This is a genomic window from Naasia lichenicola, assembly GCF_004801885.1.
GTDB lineage: Bacteria > Actinomycetota > Actinomycetes > Actinomycetales > Microbacteriaceae > Naasia > Naasia lichenicola.
This window is the reverse complement of record NZ_SSSM01000001.1, coordinates 563,363-579,454: the sequence shown is the minus strand read 5'-3', so window position 1 is coordinate 579,454 and position 16,092 is coordinate 563,363. Positions and strand designations below refer to the sequence as shown.

The following is a 16,092-nucleotide window of genomic DNA, read 5'->3' as shown; positions in this document are numbered from 1 at the left end:
GGTTACGTAATCAATCCGCGGGTGTTACGTTCTGGTTACGTAACCATTCCACGAGTCGTTTGGCTGAAGGAGCGTCGAGAACGGGGTGGATCTGCCGTTCATCAGCGTTCCTGGCGAGTGGCCGAGCACGGCCTGGCATGGGAAATCCTCTTCTGAACAGGTCCTCCGCCGTGTGGGCACCACAACTCGACCATGTAACGATCCCGTGCGCAGGGGCTGAGGATTCCTAGACTCCAGCTATGAGCGTTCTCTGGAGTCGCAAGGTGGCGGAGCAGCTGCGCCTCACCACGGTCTGCCCGCGTTGCGCCACAGTGCTCACCAACGGCCAGTTCTGCCCCAAATGCGGTCTCGACCTCACCAGCCCCGCCACCCGCGAACTGCTCGACGAGAGCTTCGAGCTCGCCACCCGCTTCGACCAGCGGGCCGAACTGCTCGCGGCCATCCCCGTCCATCCGGACTTCGCAACGGCCAAAGCGGCCCAGGACGCGGAGAGAGTGGCGGCGCCTCTCGCCACTCAGAAGAACCGGAGCGTCACCGCCGGAACCCTCTACGCCCCGTACACCCCTTCGTCGCGCCCGGACCGCCCCGAGACCGAATCCGTCAGCGTCCAGTCCGTCCTCGCCGTCGTCGGTGCCGCCCTGGTCGCCATCGCCGCGATCGTCTTCACCTTCTTCAACCCCGACCTGCGCGACGCAGGCGTCCGCACGCTGATCATCGCGATCGTCACCCTCGTCTTCCTCGGCAGTGCCGCCCTCATGGCCCGCACCCGCCTCCGATTCTCCGCCGAGGCGGTCGGCGCGCTCGGCGGGGTGTTCCTCGCGATCGACGTCTACAACTTCGCCAGCCAGGCCTTCCCCGGAGTCTCGGTCTGGGCACTGGCAGGCATCGGCACCATCGTCGGGGCCGTCGCCCTAGGCGCGGCCGGCCTGCTCGCCCGCATCCGCACCTGGCTGTGGCTCGGCATCGTCGGCGTCACCATCACGCCCGCGATGTTCGGCTACGACACCTCCGAGGCGTCAGGGCTCAACCAGTCGGGTGCCGCACCGAGCGGCGTCAGCGTCTGGGGTCCGATCGTCGGCCACCTCGGCGTCGCCGCGCTCGCGCTCCTCGTGCACTTCGTCACCCCTCGCCTCGCCACCCGCTTCGACGGACGCCTGCGCGCCGATGAGGGAACCGCCACCACGATCCAGCTGCTGATCATCCCTGTCGTTCTCATCCAGCTGATCGCCATCTCCGGAATCGACGGCACCGCGCAAGCCTTCGGCTCGACGCTGGTCATCCTCGTTCTGGCGGCCTTGGCCGCGCTCAGCACCCGGCACGCGATCCCGGCCGTCTGGAGCATCCTCGCCGGACTGCTCACCGTCGTCGCCATCGCCCTGCTGCCGCTCACACTCACCCTCGAGAACTCCACCTGGCTGATCGTCCTCGTGCCTCTGGCAGCAGCGATCGCCGTCGCCGTCCTCGCCGCCCTGCCGAGCCTGAAGACCGTGCACCGCACGCCGCTGCTCGCTGGAGCTTGGACGGTCCTGCTCCTCGTGGCCCAGGCACCTGCTGCTCTCGGATTCATCTCCGCCTTCGACAGCTCCGAGTTCGCCTCCCCCGGAGACGTCAGCGACACCGCCTCGATCCTCGGACTGCTCGCCATCGCGGCCGGCAGCGCCGCCCTTTGGGCGTTCGGCCGCCGCTCCGCAGACACCAGGGTCCTCGCCCGCGTCGCACTCGCGGCAGCCCTCTGGATCGCCGGCCTCACCGCCCTCGACCTCATGTTCTGGTCGCGCCTGCTCCCCGCCGGCCAGGCCGCCTTCGGACTCGCGATCGCACTGCTCCTCGCACTCGCCCTCATCCGACTGCCGCGGCTGCAGCGTGCCCACCTCAGCGCCCGCATCCCGCTCATCGCCACCGCGCATCTGCTGCCGATCGTGGCCGCCTGCCTCGCCGCGACCGACGAGGCGATCCTCGTTCCAGTCGGCATCGCCGCACTCGTCGTGTGGGTGCCGGTCGCGTTCACGCTCCCAAGCGTCGTCCGCCCGCTGCACACGACGATCGGCTACGCCTACGCGCTCGGCCTCTTCACCGCCGCCCTCGCGAACGCCGGCGTCGAGACGGACGCCGTACTCTGCTTCGTCACCTCGCTCGGCTCCATCGCGGCCCTGGTCGCCACACTGACCCGTCGAGTCGAGAAGCGGCACTGGTGGGCGGTGCTCGCCGTGACGAGCGTGCCGTTCCTCATCGGCATCGCGTCGGTCATCGGAGAGCGCAGCGGCTGGACCGGGGTCTCCACCGCCGTCACCTTCGCGCTCGGCCTCACCCTCGTGCTGACCCGACGACCGGGCCTCACCATCGTGGTCCGCGGACTCGCGGCCGCCCTGCTCGTGCCGGCCCTAGCGGTCGTGGTGATCAGCTTCGGCGCCGAGTTCCTCGAGACGAGCGGCTCCCCCGTCACCCTGCCGATCATCGCGGTCATCGTCGCGATCGTCCTGCCGCTGGTCACGCGCATAGAGGAGGCTCTCGAGCGGCACGGCATCACGGTCACCGAGGCGCGCGTGGTCCGGTCCGCGATCGAGGCGTCGTCGCTGCTCACCGGAGCGATCGCCGTCCTGCTCGCCCTCGTCCGCTCCGCTGCCGGCGTCGGCACCACCTTCGTCGTGCTGGTGATCCTCGGCATCGGCGCCGCCGCGACCGCTCTGTTCGCCCGCCGCTTCTACGGCTGGCCGCTCTCGTTCATCAGCTTCACGGGAGCCCTCTGGTGCTTCCTGTTCCTCAGCGACGTCGACGTGCTCGAGCCGTACGTGCTGCCGCCGACCCTCGTCGCCGCGCTCATCGGCGCGATCCTTGTACTCCGCGACCGGGAGCGCACCCGTCGCCCCGCGCTCTGGCTGTACTGGATCGGACTCGGCGTCGCCCCGCTGCCCACCCTCGGACTGCTTGCCGTCTGGGGATCGGATGGCGCGCTCGGCCAGGCCTGGCGGACGCCCGCCCTCCTCGTTGGATCGGGCGCGCTGCTGGTCCTCGCGATCGCCTGCACGCGTGCGGAAGGTCGGATGGCGTCAGCCCGCAGCCTGGTGCTCCCGACCCTCGTCGTCGCGCTGGTTACGGCGTCCGCCGGAACGATCCAGGCACTCCGCTACGGCCGCGAGCTCGACGAGAGCTACGCCGGGTTCGGCGAGGCGATCATGACGCCGATCCTCGGCCTCAGCCTCGTCTCATTCGCCCTCGCGGCGGTCGCCGGTTGGCGGCTGGCTCGCCTGCTCGCGGACGCACCCTCGTTGATCGCCCCATCCTCGTTGGTCGAGGAGGAGCGAAGCGACGTCTCGAGACCGGCCGATTCGTTGGTCGAGGAGCGCCGAAGCGACGTCACCAAGCCCGCCAACTCGTTGGTCGAGGAGCGCCGTCTACGGCGCGTCTCGAGACCGGCCGAGCGGCCCGACGGCTTCCTCACCCGCTGGTACTACCTGCCCGCGCTGGTCTTCCTCGTCGCAGGCCCGATCAGTGGCGTGCGCAAGGGCTGGTTCCCGATCTGGACGCTGTGGGGCCTCGCCGTCGCGCTGCTGATCTTCATGCTCGTGATCGTCGCTCAAGCGCGGCACCGACGGGTGACCCTGCCGCCGGTCTGGACCGTCTACGCGATCGCCTGGTTCACCGCCGTCGCCGGGTGGAGCATCCGCGACCTGCGGGTCGAGGCGTTCTCCCTCCCCCTCGGACTCGCCCTGCTCGGCGCCGGCGTGCTCGCCATGAAGCCGGCGGAGGGCGACGCACTGGTCGGCCGCGCCACGCTGAACAGCTGGCCGATCCGCTTCACCGGCTCCTGGCCACTGCTCGCGCCGGGCATCATCGCGACCCTGCTCCCGTCGATGCTCGCAACCGGAACCGACCCGCAGACCTGGCGGGCCATCACCGTGCTCGGTCTGGCGCTGGTCGCCATCCTGATCGGGTCGCTGCGCAAGCTGGGCGCCCCGTTCCTGCTGGGCATCATCGCCCTGCCGATCGAGATCGCGATCGTGTTCGCCGTGCAGATCGGAACGACCATCAGCGCGACGTGGTGGTGGATCACGCTGGCGACCGCAGGTGCGGTGCTGCTGGTGATCGCGACGACGTATGAGCGGCGGAGCGGTGGGGACAAGGGGCTCGCGGCGCGGATGCGGGATCTGGCGTGAACCCGTCCCAAGTTGCACACCCCTTCGCGCGGTAGTTATGTCCGAACGCGGTAGGTAGACCTACCGCGTTCGGACCTACCGACCGCGTGAGGCCAGCGCGACGTCAGGGTTACCGCGAGCGCACGTTCCAGAGACAGCGCGGTTCGGCCGCGTCACCCCAGCCGGAACACCCGGATGCAGACGAACCCGGGCTCCGGGCGCGCGTAGCCCACGAACTGCGCCTCCGTGAGCCAGCGATGCGCCTCGGATCCGGTCTGGAACGCGAACGCGGTGCGGTAGTACAGCTCGTCCTCCCCCACGGCCTCGCCGCCGAAAAGTCGCTTCTCTAGCTCCGGCCCGGCGTGCCAGTAGCCGCGGTTGACGACGTCGATGGCGGACCCGTCCTCGGCCTCGATCAGATAGCGCGCGTCGAGCTGGGTGGTCGCGCCGCGCGTCACCCACCAGTCGGCGCCGACGCCGAGCACCTTGCCGCGCAGCCGCGGGCCGTCGATGGTTCCGCCGACGATCGGCGTGACGTTGAGGTCCTCCGATGCGGTCCGCCCCACCCGGATCGGCTCTGAGACCTCCACCCGGAGCTCGAAGACGAACTCCAGAGTCGGCTCGAGCAACCCGTTCGACTCGGCCATCAGGAGACCGCCACCCGCACCTCAGGGCGCACATGCCCGAGGACCGCCTCGACGTCCCGCGCCGCCGCTAGGGCAACGTGGTCGCCCGCCCGCGGGCCGATCAGCTGCACGCCGGTCGGCAGGCCGTCCTCGTCCAGCCCGGTCGGCACGGCGACGGAGGGCAGGCCGAGGAAGTTCACGGCGACGAGCAGCGCGTGCGCGCGGAACAGCTCGGTCGTCGCGGCAGGACCCTCCAGGTCGAAGCCGATCCGCGGCATCCGACGGCCCGAGACGGGGCCGAGGATGATCGGGTGCTGCGCCTGAAAGGCGTGCCATGCCGCGGCGATCGCCACACGGCGGCCCCAGGCCATGGCGTACTCCTCGATCGATGCGAAAGGCGCGACCTCGGACGCGTTGTCGAGAAAGTAGGAGGTGGAGCCGTCGCTCAGCGGCTCGGGCAGCCCTCCGGGCAGGAATGCGCCCACCATCTCGGCAGTCGAGAGCTGGCGCCAGAGCTGCGCCGCCTCCTCGAGCAAGGGCGGTTCGGCGTCGACGACCTCCCAGCCGCGACCGGCGAGCGCATCCGCCGCACGGGCCACCGCATCGGCGACCTGCGGGTCGACTCCCCATCCCACGGGGTCGCGGACGACGGCCACCCGCCGAACCCCGTCGTAGGTCGACGGGTGCGGCAGGCTGAGCGCCAGCGGATCCCGGCCATCGCCGCCCTGCATGAGGGAGAAGGCGGTGTCGAGGTCGTCTACCGTCCGGGCGATGGGACCGTTGACGGCGAAATGCTGCAGCGTCAGCGACACCGGCTCGGCCGACGAGACGACGGGGGCGGGAATGCGATTGGCCGTCGGTCGAAGCGCGCACACACCGGCGGCGTAGGCCGGCAGGCGTAGCGAGCCGCCGTAGTCATTGCCGAGGCCGAGCGGCGTCATGCCGGTGGCCACGGCGACCGCGTCGCCACCGCTCGATCCGCCGGGCACCCGCTCCGCATCCCACGGGTTGATCGTGCGGCCGAAGAGGTCGTTGTCGGTGTCCCAGCGCAGCCCGAAGTCGGGCATGTTGCCGCGGCCGATGGGGATGGCCCCGGCCGCGAGCAGCCGTTCGACCATCGTCGCGTCGCCAGAGGGCACCGCGTTCGCGAGGAAGCTCCACCCGCTCGTCGTGGCCGACCAGCTGAGGTCGATGTTCTCCTTCACGGTGAACGGCACCCCTGCCAGCACACCCGGGTCCCTTCCAGCGGCGAACGCCGCGTCGACGTCGTCGGCGAGGGCGCGCGCACGGTCGGCGAAGACCACGGTGAGGGCGTTGAGCGTCGGGTTCACCTCGTCGATGCGGTCGAGGTGCGCGTCGATCACGTCGCGCGCGTAGACCTCGCGGGATCGGATCGCGGCGGCGAGCTCACGCATGCTGCGCTGCCACAGGGGCTGGTAGGTCGGCTGGTCGGTCATCTGTCTCCCTCGAGGGCGGTGATCGGGGCTGAGGTCGAGCTGCCGGATGCGGCGCCCGTCGAGTCGTCGGGCACGCTGACCCGTGCCGGGATGCGGCGCCGCGGCACCCACCCCTCGCGCGGGATCGAGTCGAGCAGCAGTCGGGTGTACTCGGCCTGCGGGTCGTCGAGCACGTCCGCGATGGGACCGTGCTCCACGATCCGACCCGAGCGCATGACCACCACCTGATCGCACAGCCGGCGGACGGCGGCGAGGTCGTGGGAGATCATCAGCAGGGCGACTCCGGTGTCGCGTCGGATGGCGTCGAGCAGGGTCAGGATCTCCACCTGCGTGGTGACATCGAGCGCGGAGACGGCCTCATCGAGCACGAGGATCTCCGGATCGGCGGCGAGGGCGCGGGCGATCGCGACCCGCTGCCGCTGACCTCCGGAGAGCGAGCGCGGCCGCCGGTCCGCGAGCGTCGGATCGAGTCGCACGGAGGCCAGCAGCTCGTCCACGCGAGCACGCAGCTCGGCGCGCGAGGCGGACCTCCGATGCACCGCCACCGCCTCGGTGAGGCACTGCCGCACGGTCTGCCGGCGGTCGAGCGAGAGGTAGGGATCCTGGAAGACCATCTGCGCGATCCGGGCTCGTTGTCGGCGACCGCGGGCGCTGCGCGCGGGCGTCGTCCAGTCCTCGCCCTTCACCGAGACGGTGCCGGCATCGGCGCTCTCGAGTCCGCAGATGATCCGGGCGGTCGTCGACTTGCCGGATCCCGATTCGCCGACGATGCCGAGCGATCCGCCGGGCGCGAGCGCGAAGCCCACATCATCGACGGCGACGAACACCTCGCGGCGGCCGCCGCGCGCGGAGCGCACGTGGAAGGTCTTCTGCAGCCCGTCGACCACCAGGATGGGCTCGGCTGCGGTCTGCCCGCTGAGCAGGTCGGCGGGAAGCACGGCCGAGAGCAGCCGCTGGGTGTACGGCTCGCGGGCGTCGGCGCGCATGGTCGACGCGCTCAGTGTCTCGACGATCCGCCCGTCCTGCATGACCGCCACCCGGTCGCAGACGGCCGCGGCGAGCGCGAGGTCGTGGGTGATGAACAGCACGGCGAGCTGCCGGGTGCGGCGGAGGTCGGCGAGCACCGCCATGACCTCTTCCTGGGTGGTGACGTCGAGCGCCGTGGTGATCTCGTCCGCCAGCAGGATCGGCGGATCCATGGCCAGCGTCGCCGCGATCATCACCCGCTGCAGCAGGCCGCCGGACAGGTCGCCGGGGCGCTGCCGCATCCGCCGCTCGGGGTCGGGGATGCCGACCTCGGCGAGCAGCTCCATGGCGCGACGCGCGGCAGCATCCGCCGACTCTCCCGCCACGGTGACGAGCGCCTCGGTCATGAAGTCGCCGATGGTCCGCAGCGGGTTGAGGTGCGCCCGCGGGGTCTGGAACACCATCCCGAGCCGGCGGGCGCGAATGTCCCGCAGCCGCTTCGCGGGCAGCTCGGAGATGTCCTGCCCGTCGATCCGGATCGCGCCCTCGACCGTGAACCCGTCGGGCAGCAGTCCGGCGACGGCGCGGACGGACATCGTCTTGCCCGATCCCGATTCGCCGACGAGGCCGAGCACCTCGCCGGGCGCCACCTGGAGCGTGCAGTCGTGCACGAGCGTGCGCGGGCCGTCGGCTCCGGGCGCTGTGATCGAGACGTGCGCGAATTCGAGGACGGGGTCGGTCATGCGTCCGCACGCTCCGCCCACGCGGTGACCCGCGCGCCGAGGATGTTGACGGACAGCACCGTCAGCACCACGAGCAGCGCCGGGAACAGCGACTGCTCCGGGGCGCCGTTCAGCAGTGACGGCTGGCCGCTCGAAATCATGACGCCCCAGTCGGAGGTGGGCGGCTGGGCGCCGAGGCCGAGGAACGAGATGGCGGCCAGGTCGAGCATCGCGTAGCCGAATCCGATCGTCGACTGGGCGAGGATCGCGGGCAGCAGCGCCGGCAGCAGGTGGCGGAACGAGATCGCGAGCGAGCCGACGCCCTGGATCCGCAGCGCCGCCATGTACGGCTTGCCGAGCTCGCTGCGCGCTCCCGCGCGGACCAGGCGAGACACGACGGGCAGGTAGGCGATCGACAGCGCGAGCACGGGAGCGATCAGCCCCTTGCCGAACATCGAGACCGCGAGGATGGCGAGCACCAGGCCGGGGATCGCGAAGACGACCTCGGTGATCCGGGTGAGCACCGCATCCACCCAGCCGCCGTACCAGGCCGAGAGGATCGCCACGGTCGAGCCGAGCACCGTCGACAGCACCACCACGACGACCGGTCCAAAGACGCTGGCGGCTCCCCCGGCCAGCACCCGGGACAGGATGTCCCGACCCAGGTCGTCGGTGCCCATGAGGTGCACGACCGATGGCGGGCTCAAGACCGGACCGACGTACAGCTGGTTCGGGTCGTACGGGGTGAGCAGCGGCCCCAGCACGGCGAGCAGCACGATCGCCGCCATCACGACGCCCGCGGCTATGAAGAGCGGATCGCGCTGTGCGACCCGTCGCGCGACCGGCGAGATCCTGCCGCCCGCGAGTTGGCCGATGCTCATGCGGTCCTCCTCGATCGGGCCGAATCGGGATCGATGAAGGCGATGACGACGTCGACCACCGCGTTGAGCACCACGAACAGCGCCACGAGCAGCAGCGAGAGGATCTGGACGACTGGCAGGTCCTTGCGGGCGGCCGCCTCGGTGAGCAGAGATCCGATACCGCCGATGCCGAAGGCCTGCTCGGCGATGGCGGAGACCGCGAACAGTCCCGCGATGGTGGTGCCGGAGATCGCGAGGATCTGCGGGGACGCGTTGAGGAAGACGTGGTTGCGGAAGATCCGCTCGCTCGGGATGCCGCGCACCCGCGCTGTGTCGACGTGCTCCGAGTGCGCCTGCGCAACGATCGCGCCGCGGGTGATCCGGCTGACGTAGGCGATGTAGAGCACGGACAGCGAGATCGCGGGCAGCGTCAGGTGGTACAGGTTGTCGAGCAGGCCCTCCCCCGCGCCGAACACGGGGAACCAGCCAAGCAATCTGCCGAAGATGAAGATCAGCAGGATCGCGACGACGAAGGTGGGCATCGCGACGCCGACCGAGGTGCCGACGAGCACCGCCTTCTCCGCGGCCCCGCGGCGGCGGGCGGCGAGGATGCCCGAGCCGACTCCGAAGACCACGATGAGCAGCACCGTGTAGAGCACGAGCAGCAGTGTGATCCCGAACCGCGATCCGATGAGGTCGACGACGGGCGTCTTGTAGACGAACGAAGTGCCGAAGTCACCGGTGAGGACACCGCCCACCCAGTAGAGGTACTGGATCCAGACCGGCTGGTCGAGGTGGTGCTCCGCCTTGATCACCGCGATCAGCTCGGGCGTCGGCCGCACACCGCCGGCCAGCGCCACGACCGGGTCGCCGGGGGTGAGCAGGATCGCCGAGTAGATCACGACGCTGGCCAGGAAGAGAGTGAGGAGCAGCGCTCCGAGCTTGCCGAGCACTCGCCTCAGAACACCTGTGGTCATATCCGCACTCTCCTCCCGTCCGACGTCATGGTCATCTATTCGACTGAGCTGAATTCAGTCAGCGATCCGGCTCAGGTACCCATCCGGCCTCACTCGCCGCCGAGGTGCAGAGCCCAGGGGCTCGCGTAGGCGGCGACCGAGGTCACCGCCCCGGTCAGGCGGTTGTTGAGGAAGGTCGTCTGGTATGCGCCGGCCAGGGTGATCTGAAGCAGGTCGGGTGCGAAGACCTCCTGCGCCGCGACGTACGCCTTCGCGGCCTCAGCCGGATCCGGCGTGGTGCGCGCAGCCTGCACGTCGGCGATCGCCTCGGGGTCGTCGTAGCCCGACCAGTTGAAGATTCCGCCCTGGTCCGGCGAGAGGATGAACAGCTGCGGGTAGGTCAGCACGCCCGGCGTCTCCTGGTAGCCCGTGGTGGCGACGAAGTCGACGCTTTCACGCGGCCCGGGATCGGCCAGGAAGATCGCGCCGAAGTCGGCGGCCTGCCGCTCGTCGATCTCGACGGTCAGTCCGATCTGCTGTGCCGCGCTCTGGATGATGGCCGCGGTCTGCGAGAGCTCGGTGCTGCCGGCCGGGATCGCGATCTTGATCGGCACCGAGGTGTCCTCCCCCGAGTCCTCCACCAGCTTCTTGGCGGCGTCGAGGTCGACCTTCGGCGCGGGCAGCGCGTCATAGGCGTCCTGGTAGACGTCCGCTTCGGGCGAGCCCGCCCAGTTGAACGGGGCGACGAAGGTGCTCTGCACCTCGCCGAGCCCGTTCAGCACGGTCTGGATGTACTGCTCGCGGTCGATCGCCATGCTCAGCGCCTGGCGGATCTTCACATTGGCACCCAGCCCCGTCGAGCGCGTCGGGCCGAACGAGAACGAGGCGGTGGACGGGCCGAGGACCAGCCGACCCTGGTCCGACGACTCGAATGCAGCGCGGCTTGCAGGCGGCACGTTGAACGCTCCGTCGACCTCGCCCTCGAGCAGGGCGTTCGTGAGCGTCGTGCCATCCGGAATGAACTTGAAGACGATCTTCTTCACCAGGGGCGCGCCATCCCAGTAGTCGTCGTTGGCGGCGATGGTGATGTCGGTGCCCGGGGTCCAGCTGTCGAGCGTGTACGGCCCGGCGCAGAGGATGTCGCCGCCCGAGGTGCCGAGTGCGTCGCCCTGCGCCTCGCTGAACGACTGGCTGAGGATCGCACCGGCGCCGCCGGTGAGCGCCTCGCGGAAGATCGAGTCGGGGGCGTTGAACTTGATGGTGACCTGGTTGTCGCCGGTCGCCTCGATCGAGGAGACGAGCACGAATGCGCCGTAGTAGGCCGACGTGACGTCGTTGCGGCTGCGGTCCAGGCTGTAGACGACGTCCGCGGGGGTGACCGGTGATCCGTCGGAGAACGTCAGGTCGGGGCGGAGGTCGATCACGAAGGTGACCGGGTCGACGAACTCGGCCTTCTCGGCGAGGGCCGGGCCGACGCTGAAGTCGGGATTGACCCGCAGCAGGCTGTCGCAGATGTTGGGCCAGACGAAGTTGTAGTCGGCGCCGGGAACGAGCGAGCGGGGCTCCCCCTCGACCAGGCCCCAGGTCACCTCGTCGACAGCGGTCTTCCCCGCAGGCATCGAGGCGACCAGGTCGGCCGTATCGATGGGAGTCGCGGATGGGGCGGGCGCCGGTGCGGCGCAGCCGGTGAGAGCGAGTGCCGCGGCGATTCCGACGAGCGCGATGCTGCGCACACGTCGGGTGGTTCGCGCGCCGTGACCGGTGGTTCTCATGACGTGTCCTCTCTCAGGGGTCGCGTACCGGTCCGTCACCGGTGACGTCAACTGCTCAGGTACTGTAACAGCGTTGTACATCAATGTTGCACATGTGTTTCGGGCGTGTATAAAGTTGCGACATGCCTCGTGAGGTCGACGCCGAGCAGCGCCTCGCCGACATAGCCGACGCCACCGTTCGCGTGGCCAGGGCGACCGGCGCGCAGTCGATCACGATCCGATCCGTGGCCCGGGAGCTCGGCGGATCCACGACACTCGTGACGAACTACCTGCCCACCCGAGCCGCCCTGATCAGCAACGCGCTCGATCATGCGCGCGACCGCTGGCGCGGAGAACGGGACCAGGCGGGACAGGAAGCGCCCGCCGACCCGCTGGGCGCGCTTCTCGAATCGGTGCTCACCTCGACGAACGACGATCCCGTGCTGCGCACCCTGATCCTCGAGATCGCCGCCAACGCCCCGGTGGAGCCCGAGCTGCGCGAGGGCCTCCGCCGCGAGTCGACCCTCTTCCAGGACGAGCTCGCCGACGCCGCCGGCGAGTCGGGTCATCCCGATGCCCGGCGCAGCGGCCAGATCGCCTACCTGCTGCTGCGCGGCGCGATCATCGCCACCGCCGAAGATCCTCAGCTGTGGAACGAGGCGCATCTGCGCGACCTCATCATCGGGGCGGTAGCCGCGCTCGGTCATGCCTCCTCCGCCCAGTAGACGGGCTCCCCGCTGAGGCGGGTCTCGCGCACGTTGACGGTGTAGATGTCGGCCGGCGAGATCTCGAACGGATCGGTGTCGAGCACGACGAGGTCGGCCAGCAGTCCGGTCGTCAGTGCGCCGGTCGAGGCGGAGCGGCCGTTGGCGCGCGCCGATCCCGCGGTGTACGCCGAGAGGGCGGTGGCGAGGTCGATGGCCTGAGTCGGGTCCATCCGCGGATCGGGCTGAGCACCGGGTGCCGCCCGGTTCACGGCGACATGGATGGCCTGCATCGGGTCGGCGGTCGAGACGGGCCAGTCCGATCCGGCGGCGAGCACGGCGCCGGAGTCCCGCAGCTCGCGCAGCGGATAGTGCCGGGCGATCAGCTCCTCGGCGATGAACGGGAACGTCAGCTCGTCGAGCTGATCGTCGACCGCTGCCCACAGCATCTGCAGGTTGGCGGTGGCACCGAGCTCCGCGAACCGCGCGACGTCGTTGCGCTGGACGATCTGCAGGTGGGCGAGCTGGTGGCGCAGGCCGGTCGGTCCGTTGGCCCGGCGAGCGGCCGCGATCGCGTCGAGCGACGCGGTGACCGCCCGATCGCCGAGCGCGTGCAGATGCACGCTGAAGCCGGCGTCGTCGAGGGCGACGAGCGCCTCCTCCAGCTGCACCGGGTCAAGGAAGGTGAGGCCGCGCTCCCCTGTGCTGTGCCCGTGCGGGTCGCGGTATGGCTGCGACATGGCCGCGGTGAAGTTCTCCGCGACGCCGTCGACCATGATCTTGACCGCGTCGGCCAGCAGGACGTCGGATCGGCCGAGGGACGCGACGCGCTCCCGCTTCTGGATGAGCTGCTCGAGCTGGCCGAGGCCCTCGCCGCGCTTCCACCAGAGTGCCGCGGTGATCCGCGCCTGCAGTGATCCGTCCGCGACGGCGGCGAGGTAGGTCTCGAGCAGATCGTCGACTCCGGCGGTCGCGCCGACGTAGGCGTCCTGCCAGCCGACGATGCCGAGCGCGAAGAAGTCCTCCTGGGCGCGCAGCAGTGCACGCGCCGCGAGCTCGTCCGGCACGGCGGGGGCGATGCCATCGAGCAGGCGCATCGCACCCTCGTGCAGCACGCCGGACGGCGACCCATCGGCGTCGCGCTCGATGCGTCCGTCCGCCGGGTCCGGGGTGTCCTTGGCGATGCCCGCCGCCTCAAGGGCGCGCGAGTTGACCCAGGAGCCGTGGTGGTCCCGGTTCAGCAGCACGACCGGGCGGTCGGGCACGATCGCGTCGAGCAGGGTCCGGCTCGGGGTGCCGCCCGCGAAGTGCGACATCGTCCAGCCGCCGCCCCGGATCCACGGCACGTCGGGGTTCGCCTGGGCGTAGGCGGCGATCCGGTTCAGGGTGGACTCCGCATCGGGCTCTCCCGAGACGTCGCAGAGCAGCAGCTCGATGGCGCCGGCGATCGGATGCGCGTGCGCGTCGTGGAAGGCGGCCAGCACCATCCCGCCGCGCAGCTCGACGACCTCTCCCCCACCGGCCGCGCGCAGTTCGTCGTCCTGGGCGATGGCGGCGATCCGTCCGTCCCGCACGCCGACGCCCAGCGGTCGGGATCGCTCCCAGCCGGCCGTGAACGCGCTGCCGCCGACGAAGATCGCGTCGAACTTCGGGTCAGGCATCGTGCTGGACGTCGGATCGGTCATCAGCGCAGCACGAAGACCCGGACGCAGACCTGGCCGTCCTCGTCGCGGGCGAGGCCGATGAACTGGTGCTCGGCGAGCCAGCGGTGCTGTGGGGCGTCGGTCTGGAACACGGGAGCGGTGCGGAAGTAGTACTCCTCCTCTTGTACGTGCTCGCCCGCCTCGACGCGGGCGATGACCTCGTCCGATGCCCGGTAGTAGCCCCGGTTGAGGATGTCGATGACCGCGCCGTCGTCTGCGCGCAGCAGGTAGCGGGCCTCGAGCTGCGCCGTGCCGCTGCGTTCGACCGCCCAGTCGCCTCCGCCTGCCAGCACCTCGCCGGTCAGCAGCGGGCCGGCGACGGTGCCGCCGGTGATCGGGGTGAAGCTGAGCTGCTCGTCGGCGCCGCGCCCGATGGGCAGATGCGGGGCGATGTCGACGCGGACTTCGAAGGCGAACTCCAGGCGTGGCTGCATCATGGGGTGTCTCCATCGCTGGGGTCGAAGGCGGAATCGAGGGTGGTCACGGTGATCGCGAGGCCGTCGGGTCCGCCGATCGCGATGGACTGCCGGTTGGTGCGCAGGGTGGTGGCGGACCAGGGATCCTCGCCGGTGCCGGGCTGCGGCAGGAACTCCGGGGAGTCGGTGCTCGCGACCTGCACGCCGAGCCGGTGGCCGGCGGCCAGTCGGTAGCCGAGATGGCCGAGGTCGAGCTCGATGTTCGTGGCGACGGAGGCGTCGACGAGCTGGCGCTGCCCGCGGGCAATTCGGAGCGCCGAGCCGTCCTCCGAGACATCGAGCAGTCGGACGAACAGGTCCATGACCGGTCCGTCGGAGCTGATTTGAGCACGAGCCCGCACCGGGCCGACGAGGTCGATCGGCTGCTCCACGGGCTGGCCGGTGAAGGTCAGCACATCGTCGCGCTCGCCCAGCGGTGCCTCATCCGGCTTGTCCAGGAGGAAGGCGAAGGCGTTGCGCGCGCTCGACGGCACAGAGTCTGCGGGGTCGTGCGTCCAGCTGACGATCTGCTCGGCATCAGTGCCCTCGGCAGATCCTGAGGCGAGGCCCCCATCGATGGTTGCGTGCAGCTCAAGCTCTCGCGTCCCCGCCGGCGGCCACGACGCGCTGGTGCGCACCTCATCCGTGCCGGATAGTGCCCAGCTCACCCGCGGGATGTCGCTCGCCGACCCGTTGTCGCGCACGAACACCTCGAAGAAGTCGAGCGCGGCGTCGAGCATGCGGGGCAGCTCGCTGCGGATCTGCTCCTCCGGACGCTCCTCGACGCGCTGCTCGACGGAATCGTTGAGGTAGAAGGACTCGTGATCCATGGGCTCAAGCCGCAGGAAGTGATTGAGCGCCCAGGCAGGCCGGGCCTCGATCTCGGCGACGTCGGCCCAGGACTGCGGTGCGCAGTTGTCCCAGTACCCGATCGTCTGCAGCGTCGGCACCGGGCGGGCGTCGAAAGGGTGGCCGTCGGGGAACCGGCGCAGGTGCACGGGCCGCGGGAACCACTGGTCGTACGAGATGGATCGTGATCCGATGGCCGCCATCGCGTCCTCGGCCTGCTCGCTGAACGGGCGGCGCTGCGGGTCGAGCTCCCAGAAGAACGCGTCCTGCGAGTGGAAGTAACTGAGCGGGTAGAGGTAGGTGATGCCCATCTCGACGCCGCGGGTGATGTCGCCGGCGTTGCGGTGCACGGGCTCCCCCAGCGTCGTGCCGGTGACGCGCGGTGCGATGGCCTTGAGCGCGGGGTGCTGGGTGGAGACGGCGGCCCACTGGGTGTAGCCGTAGTAGCTGTCGCCCCACATGGCGACCCGGCCGTTGGACCAGGGCTGCTGGGTGATCCACTCGATGGTGTCATAGCCGTCACGCGCCTCGTTGACGAAGAGCAGGGTCTCCCCCTCGGAGCGGAACTTGCCCCGCACGTCCTGTGCGACCACGCGGTAGCCGCGGGTCATGAAGTACTCGGCGATGAGCGGGATGAAGGTGTACTGGCCGCTCTTGTCGTAGGGCAAGCGGATGAGGATCGTGTCGCCGGGTACGTCCGCGGCGGCCGCGCTCATGCCCTCCGCGGAGGCTCCCCCACCATCGCCCGTTACCTCGGTCGTGGGGAGGTAGACGTCCGTCGCGAGACGGATCCCGTCGCGCATCCGCACCCGTGCCTCGCGCGCCAGCGGGCTCCCCGGAGCCGCTCCCACCCGTACGATCTCTGTCACGCTCGTCCTCTTCGCCTTGCCGATGCGGACACGTTAGGGCG

The 16,092-nt window shown here is 70.3% G+C and carries 11 protein-coding genes; 2 read left to right on the top strand and 9 right to left on the bottom strand.

The features are described from left to right. The first annotated feature begins 239 nt into the window (after nucleotides 1-239). Nucleotides 240-4,154: an SCO7613 C-terminal domain-containing membrane protein gene (locus E6C64_RS02715; RefSeq protein WP_136426062.1), complete on the top strand. Its 3,915-nt coding sequence runs from the start codon at nucleotides 240-242 to the stop codon at nucleotides 4,152-4,154. A gap of 152 nt (nucleotides 4,155-4,306) precedes the next feature. Here the strand turns inward: E6C64_RS02715 and E6C64_RS02710 are convergent, their stop codons facing one another. From E6C64_RS02710 to E6C64_RS02685, 6 genes are all read right to left on the bottom strand, one after another. Then, nucleotides 4,307-4,780: a DUF3237 domain-containing protein gene (locus E6C64_RS02710; protein WP_136426061.1), complete on the bottom strand. Its 474-nt coding sequence runs from the start codon at nucleotides 4,778-4,780 to the stop codon at nucleotides 4,307-4,309. Further along, on the bottom strand, nucleotides 4,780-6,216 hold the full coding sequence (locus E6C64_RS02705) for an amidase (protein ID WP_136426060.1): 1,437 nt from the start codon (nucleotides 6,214-6,216) through the stop codon (nucleotides 4,780-4,782). The genes E6C64_RS02710 and E6C64_RS02705 overlap by 1 nt, the downstream gene beginning before the upstream one ends. Beyond that, nucleotides 6,213-7,925: a nickel ABC transporter ATP-binding protein NikE gene (gene nikE, locus E6C64_RS02700; RefSeq protein WP_136426059.1), complete on the bottom strand. Its 1,713-nt coding sequence runs from the start codon at nucleotides 7,923-7,925 to the stop codon at nucleotides 6,213-6,215. Before nikE ends, E6C64_RS02705 begins: the two co-directional genes overlap by 4 nt. After that, the gene (locus tag E6C64_RS02695) at nucleotides 7,922-8,785 is read right to left on the bottom strand and encodes an ABC transporter permease (protein ID WP_136426058.1); all 864 of its coding nucleotides are present in this window, start codon (nucleotides 8,783-8,785) and stop codon (nucleotides 7,922-7,924) included. The genes nikE and E6C64_RS02695 overlap by 4 nt, the downstream gene beginning before the upstream one ends. Further along, nucleotides 8,782-9,741, bottom strand: a complete 960-nt coding sequence (locus E6C64_RS02690) for an ABC transporter permease (protein ID WP_136426057.1) — start codon at nucleotides 9,739-9,741, stop codon at nucleotides 8,782-8,784. The genes E6C64_RS02695 and E6C64_RS02690 overlap by 4 nt, the downstream gene beginning before the upstream one ends. Nucleotides 9,742-9,830: 89 nt before the next feature. Beyond that, nucleotides 9,831-11,492 carry an ABC transporter substrate-binding protein gene (locus E6C64_RS02685; RefSeq protein ID WP_136426056.1) on the bottom strand — a complete coding sequence of 554 codons (1,662 nt, stop codon included), beginning with the start codon at nucleotides 11,490-11,492 and terminating at the stop codon, nucleotides 9,831-9,833. Nucleotides 11,493-11,614: 122 nt separating this feature from the next. Here E6C64_RS02685 and E6C64_RS02680 point away from each other — a divergent pair, with 122 nt between their 5' ends. Beyond that, entirely contained in the window at nucleotides 11,615-12,196 is a 582-nt protein-coding gene (locus E6C64_RS02680) for a TetR/AcrR family transcriptional regulator (RefSeq protein WP_136426055.1), read from the top strand. On the opposite strand, the gene E6C64_RS02675 is transcribed toward E6C64_RS02680, so the two are convergent. From E6C64_RS02675 to E6C64_RS02665, 3 genes are read right to left on the bottom strand one after another with little or no spacing between them, the layout of a single operon-like run. Beyond that, nucleotides 12,175-13,860: an amidohydrolase gene (locus E6C64_RS02675; protein WP_199240936.1), complete on the bottom strand. Its 1,686-nt coding sequence runs from the start codon at nucleotides 13,858-13,860 to the stop codon at nucleotides 12,175-12,177. The genes E6C64_RS02680 and E6C64_RS02675 overlap by 22 nt on opposite strands. Further along, nucleotides 13,860-14,315: a DUF3237 domain-containing protein gene (locus tag E6C64_RS02670; RefSeq protein WP_136426054.1), complete on the bottom strand. Its 456-nt coding sequence runs from the start codon at nucleotides 14,313-14,315 to the stop codon at nucleotides 13,860-13,862. The genes E6C64_RS02675 and E6C64_RS02670 overlap by 1 nt, the downstream gene beginning before the upstream one ends. Further along, nucleotides 14,312-16,051, bottom strand: a complete 1,740-nt coding sequence (locus tag E6C64_RS02665) for a CocE/NonD family hydrolase (protein ID WP_233255420.1) — start codon at nucleotides 16,049-16,051, stop codon at nucleotides 14,312-14,314. The genes E6C64_RS02670 and E6C64_RS02665 overlap by 4 nt, the downstream gene beginning before the upstream one ends. Between the last annotated feature and the right edge of the window lie 41 nt (nucleotides 16,052-16,092).